At 73.3% G+C, this 13,745-nt stretch carries 7 protein-coding genes; 6 read left to right on the top strand and 1 reads right to left on the bottom strand.

The window, feature by feature from the left end; genetic code table 11:
* Positions 1–8 precede the first annotated feature (8 nt).
* Positions 9–1,073, bottom strand: coding sequence for a serine hydrolase domain-containing protein (locus BKD26_RS11850; protein ID WP_084897814.1), 1,065 nt, complete (start codon positions 1,071–1,073; stop codon positions 9–11).
* A 158-nt stretch (positions 1,074–1,231) separates the two neighbouring features.
* Between BKD26_RS11850 and BKD26_RS11845 the strand changes: the two genes are divergently transcribed.
* The 6 genes from BKD26_RS11845 to BKD26_RS11820 all read left to right on the top strand — a co-directional run bounded on the left by BKD26_RS11845 (position 1,232) and on the right by BKD26_RS11820 (position 13,728).
* Positions 1,232–3,733: a serine/threonine-protein kinase gene (locus BKD26_RS11845; protein WP_107417829.1), complete on the top strand. Its 2,502-nt coding sequence runs from the start codon at positions 1,232–1,234 to the stop codon at positions 3,731–3,733.
* A 137-nt stretch (positions 3,734–3,870) separates the two neighbouring features.
* The gene (locus tag BKD26_RS11840; RefSeq protein WP_084897813.1) at positions 3,871–6,423 is read left to right on the top strand and encodes a protein kinase; all 2,553 of its coding nucleotides are present in this window, start codon (positions 3,871–3,873) and stop codon (positions 6,421–6,423) included.
* Between the two features lie 138 nt (positions 6,424–6,561).
* Entirely contained in the window at positions 6,562–8,277 is a 1,716-nt protein-coding gene (locus BKD26_RS11835) for a serine/threonine-protein kinase (RefSeq protein ID WP_084897812.1), read from the top strand.
* A gap of 28 nt (positions 8,278–8,305) precedes the next feature.
* Positions 8,306–10,132: a serine/threonine-protein kinase gene (locus BKD26_RS11830; RefSeq protein WP_107417828.1), complete on the top strand. Its 1,827-nt coding sequence runs from the start codon at positions 8,306–8,308 to the stop codon at positions 10,130–10,132.
* A gap of 132 nt (positions 10,133–10,264) precedes the next feature.
* Positions 10,265–11,890 carry a succinic semialdehyde dehydrogenase gene (locus tag BKD26_RS11825; protein WP_084897811.1) on the top strand — a complete coding sequence of 542 codons (1,626 nt, stop codon included), beginning with the start codon at positions 10,265–10,267 and terminating at the stop codon, positions 11,888–11,890.
* A 29-nt stretch (positions 11,891–11,919) separates the two neighbouring features.
* Positions 11,920–13,728, top strand: coding sequence for a GMC family oxidoreductase (locus BKD26_RS11820; protein ID WP_084897810.1), 1,809 nt, complete (start codon positions 11,920–11,922; stop codon positions 13,726–13,728).
* Positions 13,729–13,745: the final 17 nt, after the last annotated feature.

The following is a 13,745-nucleotide window of genomic DNA, read 5'->3' as shown; positions in this document are numbered from 1 at the left end:
GCTTCTGGCTACCGGGTGTGCCGCCGCGGGCAGAACTCGGCTTCGAGGAGGGCGGGTTCCAGGGCGCCGAGGGTTTGGTGGGGGACGGCGTCCGTATTGACACGGAAGGTGACGGTACGTCGGCCGTCGCGCGTCGTGGCGGTGCGGACGTAGCTGCCGGTGATGTGCCCGTTGTGGCCCCACACCGTGGTGCCGCAGGAGAGCGTGCGCGGGTAGATGCCCATGCCGTAGGGGCCGTTCGCCGGACCGGTGTCGAGCAGTTGCCGGAGCTGGGCTGCGGGGAGGAGGCGGCCGGAGAGCAGGGCGGCGTAGAAGCGGTTCAGATCGTCGAGGGTGCTGATCAGTTCGCCCGCGGCATCCGCGGTGCGCGGGTCGAGCGCGGTGACGTCCCGGCCGGTGGCGTCGTACGCCTGGCCGTGCGGCGAAGGCAGAGCCGTGCGGGCGCCGGGGAACGAAGTGCCGGTGAGGCGCAGCGGGCTGATGATGCGCCGATGGGCCTCGGCCGCGTAAGGGTGGTCGGTGACCCGTTCGATGACGAGGCCGAGCAGGACGTAGTTGGTGTTGGAGTACGCGTAGCGGCCGACGGGGCCGGGCGGGTGGGCCAGAGCGCGGCGGACGGCCTCCCGCGCGGTGGACCGCGCCGTGGGTGACGGGCGACTGCTGCTGTCGGTGTAGTCCGGCAGGCCGCTGGTGTGGGTCAGCAGGGCGCGCAGCGTGACGCGCCGGCCCGCCTCGCCGGAGACCAGGCCGGGCAGATGGCGGTCGACCGGGTCGGCGAGGCTCAGCCTGCCCTCGGCGGCGAGTTGGAGCACGACCGTCGCGATGAACGTCTTGGTGATGCTGCCCGCGCGGAAGCGGTCGGCGCGGGCGATGCCCGGACCGGCTGCCTGGAACTGCGACGCCGTGGGTGAGGCGGACAGCATCGCGGCGGCCGGGGCGTGGCCCTCGGAGACGAGCCGGGGCAGAACGGCGGAGGGAGGGGTGAGGGAGGGTTCCCCCGACAGCGGGCCGGCGCCCAGCGCGAGCAGGGCGGTGACCAGCACAGCGGTGACCCGCGCGCGGGGCAGTGGCATCGTGTGGTCCCTTCTTCGGGGCCCATCCTGGCGGACGGAGGACCCGGGAGTTTCGCCGGTCCCGGAGTGAGAGACAATGGACGCTCTTCCAGGGCGGGTTACCGCATCGCGCGGAAGCGGCAGGCGCGGGCGAGGATCAGGGATCGCAGAGGGGACGCATGTCGGGAGCGGAGCAGTCGCGGAACGCGGCTCGGGAACCTCAGCGGGACGCGGCGAAGCCGGGCGTCGGGGCGGACGGCGGGCCGGACACGGAACCGGGCGCCGAACCGGCCGAGGGCGCACCCGCCACGTCGGGCACCGGGCCGGTCAAGGACGTGACCATGAAGCTGGGCGCGGGCCGCGCCAAGGCGGCGGCCGACGAGTCCGGCGGCCCCTCGGGCAAGGACGCGGGCGACACGTCCGGCGCCGGGGCGGACGCGGACTCGGGTGCGGGTGAGGACGCCGGCCTGGGCGCGGGCGCAGGCTCGGATGCGGACGCGGCGGCCCCGGACGCGGGTGCTTCGGTGCCCGCCCCCCGGTCGGGCAAGGGCGGCGCGGGTGCGAGTGCCGGTGCGGCCACGTCCGGTGACGGGGCGGACAAGGGTGGGGCCACGTCCGGTGACGGGGCGGGTGAGCCGTCCGGCAAGGCGTCCGCGGCCTCGGGTGCGGGCGGTTCGGTTCCCGGGGCGCGGTCGGGTTCGGCCGAGGACGCCAAGGGGCCTACGGAGGCCAGGGCGGCGGCCAAGGGCGCCAAGGAGCCGAGGGACGGGAGCAAGGCGTCCGGAGAGGCCGTCGGCGGGCGCGGCGGTGACCGGGCCGGCACGGCGTCAGGGGCCCGGCCAACGAACGAAGGGCGGCTGCTCGCGGGACGGTACCGGCTCGGTGGCGTCCTGGGACGCGGCGGCATGGGCACCGTCTGGCGGGCCGTCGACGAGACGCTCGGGCGCACCGTCGCCGTCAAGGAACTCCGCTTCCCCAACAGCATCGACGAGGACGAGAAACGCCGCCTCATCACGCGTACCCTCCGCGAGGCCAAGGCGATCGCGCGGATCCGCAACAACGGCGCCGTGACGGTCTACGACGTCGTCGACGAGGACGACCGCCCCTGGATCGTCATGGAGCTGATCGAGGGCAAGTCGCTCGCCGACGCCATCCGTGAGGACGGCGTCCTCACGCCCAGGCGCGCCGCCGAGGTGGGGCTCGCCATCCTCGACGTCCTGCGTTCCGCGCACCGCGAGGGCATCCTGCACCGCGACGTGAAGCCGTCCAACGTCCTCATCGCGGACGACGGCCGCGTCGTCCTCACCGACTTCGGCATCGCGCAGGTCGAGGGCGACCCGTCCATCACGTCGACGGGCATGCTCGTCGGCGCGCCCTCGTACATCTCGCCCGAGCGGGCCCGCGGTCACAAGCCCGGCCCGGCGGCGGACATGTGGTCGCTGGGCGGCCTGCTGTACGCGTGCGTGGAGGGCTGTCCGCCGTACGACAAGGGCTCCGCCATCGCGACGCTGACCGCCGTGATGACCGAGCAGCTCGACCCGCCGAAGAACGCGGGCCCGCTGGAGGAGGTCATCTACGGCCTGCTCCACAAGGACCCGGCCAAGCGGCTCGACGACGCGGGCGCCCGCGTTCTGCTCAATGACGTGATCCACGCGCCGGAGACGCCCGTGGCGCCGCCGGTGTCCGAGCCGTCGCCCGAGGTCACGCGCATCGTGCCGCTGCTGCCGCTGCCCGGTGAGGAGGCCACGGCCAAGCCCAAGGGCGTGGACGACCCGGCGGCTGAGCGGGTGCGCGGCGCGCTGCGTTCCGTACGCAACGCGGCGGCGTTCGCCAAGGCGGAGCCCGCCACCCCGCCGCAGACCGCCGACCGGTCCGCGCCGGTGGCTCCCGCGCGGGCACCGCTCACCGACGTGGTCTCGCGCCGCACGCTCGTGGTCATCGCGGTCGTCGTCGCGCTGGCCGTGGTCGCCACCGTGCTGGCCTTCGCCCTGAGCGGTGGCGACGAGCCGGGCGCGAACGGCCAGGGCACGCCCGGCACCGACCGGACCGCGTCGGCCGGTTCCGCGGGCGCCCAGGGTGCCACCGGCGGGAACGGGAACGACGCCAAGCCTGACGAGGCCAAGCCTGACGAGGCCAAGCCCGGCGGTCAACAACCCGGCAGCGGGGGCGGCGACGGCAGTGGTGGCGCCAAGCCGTCCGAAGGGACAGGGAACGGCGCGGCGTCGCTGCCGGCCGGGTACGCCATGGTCAGCAACGACCAGTTCCACTTCGCCATGGCCATGCTGTCGAGCTTCCGCATGCACGCCATAGCGGGGGACAACTCGGGCGGGATATTCAGCGAGAAGAAGGGCGGCTTCCCGCGCGTCCAGGTCGACTTCGGCAGCAGCCCCCAGGACGACGCCGTCAAGGCATGGCAGGCCGCCGCAGCCGGATTCAGGGTCAGCGGCTACAAGCACCTCGGCATCGAGAAGGTCGACTACAAGGGTTATCCGACGGCCGCCGACTGGAAGTTCGAGCGTGACCAGAACGGCGAGCGGGTACGCGTGCTCAACCGGGGCTTCAAGGTCGATGCCCGACGCGGTTACGCGATCATGATCACCTGCAAGGCCGCCGAGTGGGACGGCGCGGAGTGCCGGACGTTGCGGGACACGGCGTTCGCGACGTTCAGCCCCAAGGACTGACCAGGGCCACGTATCGTGAGAGCTCGTAGACCGTACGCAGCCGGAATGGGCGGGTAACTGCACGCGAGCCGACCAGTATTGACGGTTTCGTACGGTCTGGAAGCCGGGGGACAGCGCGCTCGTGGGGAGGCGGCGTCGTGGACGACTACGCGGGAAGGGTGCTCGCCGACCGCTACCGCCTGCCCTTGCCGCCCTCCGACGAGTACGAACTCGTCGAGACGCGTGCCTTCGACACCTACAGCGGCCAGGAAGTGCTGGTCCGGCAGCTTCCGTTGCCGGAGGTCGTCGACGCCGAGGTGGTGGACGCGGACGACACGGGCGTACCGGCCGGGACGCGCGTGCCGCCGCGCAGACCGGCGACCGGCCGGGCGGTCCGGAGGTCGTCCGATCCGGCGGTACGGCGGGCGATCGAGGCCGCTCAGGCAGCGGCGCAGATCCCGGACCACCCCCGGCTCGACCAGGTTTTCGACGTCTTCGCCGAGGCCGGGTCGCTGTGGATAGTGAGTGAGCTGGTGGCGGCCCGGCCGCTGGCGGCGCTGCTCGCGGAGAAGCCGCTGAATCCGTACCGGGCGGCCGAGATCGGCTCCGATGTGCTCACCGCGCTGCGCGCGCTCCACGCGCACGGCTGGGTCCACCGGAACATCACGGTGCGTACGGTGCTGGTCTGCGACGACGGACGGGTCGTGCTGACGGGCCTCGCGGCGGGCGCCGCGGAAGAGGCGCTGTGCGGGTACGCCCCGGTCCCGGACCCGGACGCCGACGACGACTTCCCGCACGCACCGGCCGCTCCGGAACCGGCCCCCGCGCCGCCTCTTCCCGCCCTCGCGCCCGGGTACGAGCTGGCCGCGCCCACGCTCCCGGAGGCACCCGCGCCGGACGGCCGCACGGCGCCGGACGGCCGCACCGCGTCGGACGGCCGCGCTGCCCCGGACAGCCGTGCCGCGCGGGCCGGTGCCATCGCCGCGTACCGGGCCGGAGCGCGTGCCGCCGCCCGCGCCGGCGAGGCGGGCGCCGCCCTCTCCTTGCCGCCCCCGCCGAAGGGCCCCGCGGCCCCGGCGGGCGGCACCCAGGCCGACTACGAGCCGCAGTGGTGGTCGCAGGCCGCGGACCTGGACGACGACGAGGACGACGACACCGGCGAGGGCGAGGCCGACCGCGGAGCCCCCCGGCGCGCCCTGCTGGCCGGCACCTGGAGCGACGGGCCGGGCAGCCACGGCTCCGGCTCCGTTCCGGCGGGCGGTGGCGTCTCCCCGTACGGCACCAGGGACGCGCTGCGCGCCGACGCCCAGCGCCGGGCGCACGCCCCCGCCCGGGAACCCGCCCCCGATCCCGCCCCCGATCCCGCCCGGCAACCCGCCGAACCGGGCCGCTGGGACGACGTCGTCGCGGGCGCCCCGGCCCCCGCCCCCGGGTACCGGGGCCCGGCCACGCCGCTCGCCGCCGAGCGCGCCCGCCAGGCCCGGATCGCCGTCGTCGGAGCCGTGACGGAGCGATGGGCCCCCGAACAGGCCGGGCCGGTCCACGAGACCTGGCAGCTGGCGCCGCCCATCGGCCCCGCCACCGACCTGTGGGCGCTGGGCGCGCTGCTCTACCGCGCGGTCCAGGGCCACGCCCCGTACCCCGAGGAGAGCGCCGCCGAGCTGGTCCAGATGGTGTGCGCCGAGCCGCCCGCGTTCGCCGAGGAGTGCGGCCCGCTGCGCCCGGTCGTCGAGTCGCTGCTGCGCCAGGACCCGACCGAGCGGCCGGACTTCGAGGAGCTGCGCGGCTGGCTGCGCTCGCTCATCCGGTCGGCACCCGAGCCCGACGCGGGTACCGCCGTAGTGCCGATGCCGTCCGTCGACGGCGCCCGCCTGCCCGTCGTACGCCGCCGGGGCGAACTCGTCCGCAGGCGCCGCCCCGGCGCTCCCGGCACCACCCACGGCCGCCACCGCCACACAAAGAAGACGAGGCCCGGCAGCAACGACCCCCGCGCCCCGCGCGCCCTCGGCCGTACGCTCCTGCTCGTCATACTGCTCGCGCTCGCCGCCGCCATCGCGTACGCCGTGATGTTCATGCCCAAGGCGGAACCGCAGACCCGCGGCCAGGCCCCGCAGTCGTCCCAGCAGCCCCAACCGCCCCAGCAGCCGCCCCAGCGGACCGAGGCCCCACAGCAACCGCAGCCCACTCCCAGCGCCCCCGCCCCCTCCACCAACACCGTCAGCCCCGGCTCCTCAGACTCAGCCGGCTCACCCGACATGGCGGACGGTTACGCCGTGCGCGACGACCCGGAGGGCTTCCGTATCGGTGTCGACAAGAGCTGGCGGCGCAGCCCCATCAACGACGTGGGCCAGGTCCGGTACACCGGCGGCGACTTCACCCTGATCGTCGTCCCGGGCCGGGACACCGTCCAGGCCAACGGCAGCGACCCCCTGGAGTACCAGCGCACCAAGGAGCGCGAGCTGCAGCCCTGGCGGGAGTCCAGTTGGGCGACCGCATCCGGGCTGCGCCGGATAGACGTCGGCCGACAGGTCATGGCGGAGGGCCAGTTCACCTGGTCGGACGTCAACGGACGTGAGGTGTACGTCCGGAACCTGGCGCTCGTCGTCGGCGACCGCTACCACGTGATCCAGGTCATCGGCCCGGAGACTGAGCGTGACAAGGTGTCCGAGATCTACCAGCAGGCGGTCGGGGCCTACCGCTCCACACGCTGACCGGTCGCCGTCGCGACGCTGACAAATGCGCCCGAAACCCCAACTGCGCATCACAGAGCGGTCTCCTTGGCAACCCCGAGGTTTCGGCCACGGCGCAACCCTCCGTAACCTGTCCTCCGAAGGAACGAGCGGGGGACAGTGGAACACTCTCAAGGCATGGGCGCGGGAAGCGTACTCGCCGGGCGCTACCGGCTGAGCGAGACCATCGGCCGCGGCGGCATGGGCAAGGTCTGGCGCGCCCACGACGAAGTGCTGCACCGGACCGTCGCCGTCAAGGAGCTGACGGCCGGCAAGTACGTCTCCGAGGCCGACCGGGCCGTCCTCCACGCCCGTACGCAGAAGGAGGCGCGGGCGGCCGCCCGCATCACCCACCCCGGTGTCGTCACCGTCCACGACGTCCTGGAGCACGACGACCGCCCCTGGATCGTGATGCAGTACGTCGACGGGCCCTCGCTCGCCGACGCCGCCAAGGCGGCCGAAAATCGCCGTATCGATGCCTGTGAGGCGGCCCGCATCGGACTGCACGTCCTGGGCGCGCTGCGCGCCGCGCACGCCGCCGGAGTGCTGCACCGGGACGTCAAGCCGGGCAACGTCCTGCTCGCCCGCGACGGCCGCGTCCTGCTCACCGACTTCGGGATCGCCGCCATCGAGGGCGACTCCACCATCACCCGTACCGGGGAACTGGTCGGCTCCATCGAGTACCTGGCCCCCGAACGGGTACGCGGAGGCGACCCCGGCCCCGCCTCCGACCTGTGGTCACTGGGCGCCACGCTCTACACCGCCGTCGAGGGCACGCCGCCCTTCCACCGCACCTCACCGCTCAGCGTCATGCAGGCCGTGGTGACCGAGGAGCCACCGCCCGCCGAGCACGCCGGCGCCCTCGGGCCCGTCATCATCGCGCTGCTGCGCAAGGACCCGGCGGACCGCCCGGACGCCGCCGAGGCCGAACGCATGCTGCTGGAGGCGATGGAGGGCCGCACCCCGGCCGCCGCCCAGGCGTACGTCCCGACGCGGTCCATGAGCCGGGAGGACCTGGCGGCCGCGACCGCGAGACCGCCGGCGCAGGAACACGGCAGCCCGGAACACGGCAGCTCGGAGCGCGGCACCTCGGAGCGCGGCACCTCGGAGGCGGAGGCGCCCGGACGGAAGGCCACGGGCGAGGAGACGGCGGACGCCCCGAGCGCCCCCGGCGCCCCCGGCCTCACCGGCGACCAGGCCGACGCCGCCACCGCCCACAATCCGTCACATCCCCGCAGCCGTTGGCGCACGGCCGTCCTCGTGACCGTCCTCGCCGCCGTCGTGGGCAGCGCCGCGGGTTTCGCCGTGATGCGGTACGGGAACGACGACACGACCCGGAACGACGACGCCGCCGCCGACCGGGACGGGGCGGCACAGACCGTTCCGGATGGCTGGGAGCGGGTCAAGGACCCGTCGGGTTTCAGCCTTCTCGTACCCGAGGGCTGGAAGCGCAGGACGCAGGACGGTCAGATCGACTACACGCCCGACAACGGCCGCCACCTCATCCGTATCAGCGTCGACGCCTCACCGGACTTCGAGAATCCCTGCCTTCACATGCTCGATATCGAGAAAGGGCTGAAGAAGCGGCTTCCCCAGTATGAGCGGAAGGAGCTGCACACCAACACGTTCCGTGATCAACTGGAATCCTGTCTGTGGGAGTTCACCTGGGTCGAGAAGAACGCCAACGCGGGGGAGCGGCACGCGATCGACCAGGTGTACTACGCGGACGACGGAACCGAGTACGCGCTGTTCATGTCCGCTCCCGCGGCCGACTGGCCGGTGACCCGGGAGCAGTTCGACATCATGCTGCGCGGCTGGCGTCCCGCCGAGGAGTGACCCTCGGCGCGAGCAGAGGGGATGTGCCGTGTCCGGATCAGGGCAGCAGCGGCGGATCGTCGGACGCTACCGGCTGGAGGCCCGGCTCGGGCGGGGAGGCATGGGCACCGTCTGGCGGGCGTACGACGAGCTGCTCGGCCGCCGCGTCGCCGTCAAGGAGCTCCATGTGGACGTCGGAACCGCCGTCCACCCCACCCTCCGCGAGGCGCGTGCCATCGCGCGCGTCCACCACCCGCACATCGTCTGCGTCCACGACGTCGTCGAGGAGGACGGCGTCCCGTACATCGTCATGGAGCTGGTCGAGGGCGGCTCGCTCGCCGAGCGGATCGCGACGCACGGTCCGCTCGACGCCCGTGAGGCGGCCCGCATCGGCCTCGCGCTGCTGAGCGCGCTGCGCGCCGCGCACGCGCTGGGCGTCCTGCACCGGGACCTGAAACCGGCCAATGTCCTGCTGGAGCAGGGGACCGGGAGGGTCGTCCTCACCGACTTCGGCATCGCGCAGCTGGCCGGCTCGACGACGATCACGGAAGCGGGGATGTTCGTCGGCTCGCCCGAGTACACCGCGCCCGAGCGCATGCAGGGGGCGCAGGCCGGTCCGGAGACGGACCTGTGGTCGCTCGGGGCACTGCTGTGCGCGACGCTGACCGGCCAGTCGCCGTTCCACCGGGACTCGTTGGGCGGCGTGCTGCACGCGGTCGTCGAGGAGGACTTCAGACCGCCTGCGGCGGCGGGGCCCCTGTTGCCGGTCGTACGCGGCCTGTTGCAGCGGGACCCGGCGCGGCGGATGGGCGCGGCGGAGGCGGAACGGCTGCTGCGGGCGTACGCGCGGTCGGGGCGGACCGCGACACGCGGGTACGAACCGCGCGGGTACGAGGGGCTCGGGTACGAGGGGCCCGAACCGGCCGACGACGTCCCGCTGTCATACACCGGCAGGACGACCGGCGCCGCCGGCCCGTACGCCGACGCGCGGCCGTCGCGCGCCGACGCCGCCCGACCCGCGCCCACCGACGCCGTCCCGCACTGCACCCGCCCGCGCGCCCACAACCGCCCCGGCGCCCGCGACCGCGCCCGCGACCGCTCCGACGGCGTCCCGCCGCACGAGGACGCGACGCCCCCGCACGCCGCCCACCCCACCCGGCGCCGGCTCCGCCGTACGCCGCTGGTGGCCGCCGTACTGCTCGTGGCCCTCGCCGGGGCGGGCGCGGCGGGCGTACTGCTCCTGCGCGGTGACGGCGGCGGGGGCGGCGGAGGCGGCGATGACCACCGGACGGCCACGGTGTCACCGTCACCGGGCGCGCCCACCGCCCCCAACACCTCCGGCGCAGCGGCCGGCACAGGCACCGGCACAAACCCCGGCACAGGCACCGGCACGACACCCAGCAACAGTTCCACCCCCACCCACGCCCGCGTACCAACCGGATACCGTTCCACTTCCGACCCGCGTGGCTTCACGCTGACCGTCCCCCAGGGGTACGTCCGCTCCACCGACGACAAGCGCGTCTATTACGCGTCGTCCGACAAAACGTTCCGGATCGGTATCCGGATCCAGGACCCGGCCGCCGACGGCCCTCTCGGGTACATGCGGCGGGCCCACGCGAACGGACCCGACACCAACCCCGGCTACCGCGCGGCCAAGGTCACCCCGACCACCCACAACGGTCTCCCGGCCGCCCTGCGGGAGTTCACCTGGAACGGCTTCTCCCGCGCGGAGGGGCCGCGCCGGACCTACGACATCTGCTGGGACGAGGGCGGGCGGATGTACGACGTGTGGGTCTCGGCGCCGGTGGCACGGCTCGACGAGCTGAAGCGTCACTTCGACACTGTTCTCGATTCCTTCCGGGTACGTCACTCGTGACCCCGGGCCCGGTCCTGACGAGCCCCTGATCAGGGCTTATTTGCCAGCGAACACTGGCACGGTGTGAGCGCCCGGTGAAAAGCTGTTACCGGCGGGTACCGCACGGCCCGCATCCGGAATACCCTCGCCCCCATGACGGACACCACGGACACGCAGGCCCCCGCCACGCCCCTCGGCACGAACCCGACAGCCCCCGCCCCGGCCGGTGCCCGTACCGCCGCCGACGTGGTCACGCCCGAAGTGGTCGCCCAGCTCACGCGAGGCGTCGTCGGGTCCGGCCGTACCGCCAACCACACGCCCTTCACCGGCGAGAAGCTGGCGGACCTGCCCGAGTCCACCCCCGAGGACGTCGCCGAGGCGTTCGCCCGCGCCCGCGCCGCCCAGCCGGTCTGGGCCGCGACGCCCGTACGCGCGCGTGCCGCCGTCCTCCTCCGCTTCCACGACCTGGTCCTGGAGCGGCAGGCCGAGGTCCTCGACCTCATCCAGCTGGAGACGGGCAAGGCCAGGCTGCACGCCCACGAAGAGGTCCAGGCCGTCGCCGTCGCCGCCCGCCACTACGGCCGCCGCGCGGCCGCGTACCTCAAGCCGAAGCGCCACACCGGCGTCGTACCGACCCTCACCAAGGTCACCGAGCTGCGCCAGCCGCGCGGTGTCGTCGGCCAGATCGCCCCCTGGAACTACCCCCTCGAACTCTCCGTCGGCGACGCGCTGCCCGCCTTCGTCGCCGGCAACGCGGTCGTCATGAAGCCCGACACCGAGACCGCGCTGACCGCCCTGTGGGCCCGCGACCTGCTCATCGAGGCCGGTCTGCCCGCCGAGGTCTTCCAGGTCGTCCTCGGGGACGGCCCGGTCGTCGGCCCCGAGGTCGTCAAGCACGCCGACTACGTCTCCTTCACCGGCTCCACCCGCACCGGCCGCGAGGTCGCCCAGGGCGCCGCCGCCCGCCTCGTCGGCGTCTCCCTCGAACTGGGCGGCAAGAACGCCATGCTGGTCCTCCACGACGCGGACGTGGAGAAGGCCGCCGCGGGCGCCGTGCGCGCCTGCTTCTCCTCGGCCGGCCAGCTCTGCATCTCCATCGAGCGGCTGTACGTCCACGAGTCCGTCGCGGACGACTTCATGGAGCGGTTCGCCGCCCGTACGAAGGCGATGCGGCTCGGCAACTCCCTCGCCTACGGGGCCGACATGGGCTCCCTGGTCGGCGAGCGGCAGCTGGAGACGGTGACCCGGCACGTCGAGGAGGCCGTCGCCAAGGGCGCGAAGCTGATCGCGGGCGGCGTCGCCCGGCCCGACATCGGCCCGCTCTTCTACGAGCCGACCATCCTGGAGAACGTCCAGGAACCGATGGCGGTGTGCACCGAGGAGACCTTCGGCCCCGTCGTGTCGATCTACCGCTTCACCGACGAGGACGAGGTCGTCGAGCGCGCCAACGCCACCGCGTACGGCCTCAACGCCAGCGTCTGGACCAAGGACGGCCGCCGCGGCCACGCCGTCGCCGCGAAGCTGCGCACCGGCACGGTCAACATCAACGAGGGGTACGCCCCGGCGTACGGCAGCGTCCAGTCGCCGATGGGCGGCATGAAGGACTCGGGCCTCGGCCGCCGGCACGGCTCCGAAGGCATCCTCAAGTACACCGAGGCCCAGACGGTGGCGCAGCAGCGGGTGATCCCGCTCGCGCCCTCCTTCGGTATGGACGACGAGCAGTACGCGGCGCTCATGAGCCGCAGCCTGCGCCTGATGAAGGCGTTCCGCTTCCGCTAGACCCTTCCCCTTCGGTACAAGGAGAGCCCATGCCCCAGGTCCCCCCTGCCCGAGATCAGGCCGAATCGCCTGATGGGTACGACTACGACGTCATCGTCGTCGGCTCCGGCTTCGGCGGCTCGGTCTCGGCCCTCCGCCTGACCGAGAAGGGCTACCGGGTCGGCGTCCTGGAGGCGGGCCGCCGCTTCACCCCGGAGACGCTGCCCAAGAACTCCTGGGACGTGAAGAACTACCTCTGGGCCCCGGCCCTGGGCCTCTTCGGCCTCCAGCGCATCCATCTCCTCGGCAACGTGATGGTCCTCGCGGGCGCCGGGGTCGGCGGCGGCTCCCTCAACTACGCCAACACCCTCTACGTACCGCCGGAGCCGTTCTTCAAGGACAAGCAGTGGGCGTCCATCACCGACTGGCAGGCGGAACTGGCCCCGTACTACGACCAGGCCAAACGCATGCTGGGCGTACGGCTGAACCCGACCATGACCCCCTCCGACATCCACCTCAAGGCGGCCGCCCAGGCGATGGGGGTCGGCGACACCTTCCACCTGGCCCCGGTCGGGGTCTTCTTCGGCGACGGCAAGGACGCCGACGGCACGGCGAAGGCCAAGCCGGGCGCCCCCGTGGAGGACCCGTACTTCGGCGGGGTCGGCCCGTCCCGCCGCGCCTGCACCGAGTGCGGCGAGTGCATGACCGGCTGCCGGCACGGCGCCAAGAACAACCTCACCGAGAACTACCTGTACCTCGCCGAGAAGGCCGGGGCCGTCATCCACCCCATGACGACGGTCACCGCCGTCACCGAAGCCCCCTCCGGTGACGGGTACGCCGTCTCGACCGTCCCCACGCACCGCCGCCGCAAGGCCACCCCGCGGACGCTGCGCTGCCGGTACGTCGTCGTCGCGGCCGGCACGTACGGGACCCAGACGCTGCTGCACCGCATGAAGGACGAGGGGAAGCTGCCCCGTATCTCCTCCCGCCTCGGCGAGCTGACCCGTACCAACTCCGAGGCCCTGGTCGGCTCCCAGACCACCGACCGCCGCTACCGCAAGCGGCACGGCCACAAGCGCGTGGACTTCACCCAGGGCGTCGCCATCACGTCGTCCATCCACCCGGACGCCAGCACCCACATCGAACCGGTCCGTTACGGCAAGGGCTCCAACGCGATGGGGTCCCTGTCCATCCTCCAGGTGCCGTACGCGGACCGCCGGGTCAGGGCCTGGCTCGGCAACGTCGCCCGCCACCCGTTGCTGATGCTGCGCTCGCTGTCCAACCGCCGCTGGTCGGAGCGGACCATCATCGGGCTCGTCATGCAGTCCCTCGACAACTCCCTCACCACCTACCGCAAGCGTGACGGCATCGGAAAGGGCCTCCTCACCGCCCGCCAGGGCCACGGCGCCCCCAACCCCAAGCAGATTCCCGAGGGGACCCGTGCCGCGTCGCTCCTGGCGGAGGAGATCAACGGCTTCGCCGGCTCCAACGTCGGCGAACTGATGGGCACCCCGCTCACCGCCCACTTCCTGGGCGGCTGCGCGATCGGCGCGTCCGCCGAGGATGGTGTCATCGACCCGTACCACCGCCTCTACGGCCACCCCGGCATCTCGGTCGTCGACGGCGCGGCCGTCTCCGCCAACCTCGGCGTGAACCCGTCCCTCACCATCACCGCCCAGGCGGAGCGTGCCATGTCCTTCTGGCCCAACAAGGGCGAGGAGGACCCGCGCCCGGACCAGTCCGCGTCCTACGAACGCCTCGCCCCGATCGCCCCCACGTCCCCGGCGGTCCCGGCGAACGCCTTCGGCGCCCTGAAGCTCCCGTTCCTCGGCATCCCGGCGGTCCCGCCCAAGCCGTGACCGGACATGAGAGAGGC

The sequence above is a fragment of the Streptomyces sp. CB03238 genome (genome assembly GCF_002099185.1).
GTDB lineage: Bacteria > Actinomycetota > Actinomycetes > Streptomycetales > Streptomycetaceae > Streptomyces.
This window is presented reverse-complemented; position numbering and strand designations above follow the sequence as displayed.

Coding starts and splice junctions, on each gene's coding strand:
- BKD26_RS11850 (WP_084897814.1), bottom strand. CDS start 1,073: ATGCCACTGCCCCGCGCGCGGGTCACCGCTGTGCTGGTCACCGCCCTG.
- BKD26_RS11845 (WP_107417829.1), top strand. CDS start 1,232: ATGTCGGGAGCGGAGCAGTCGCGGAACGCGGCTCGGGAACCTCAGCGG.
- BKD26_RS11825 (WP_084897811.1), top strand. CDS start 10,265: ATGACGGACACCACGGACACGCAGGCCCCCGCCACGCCCCTCGGCACG.
- BKD26_RS11820 (WP_084897810.1), top strand. CDS start 11,920: ATGCCCCAGGTCCCCCCTGCCCGAGATCAGGCCGAATCGCCTGATGGG.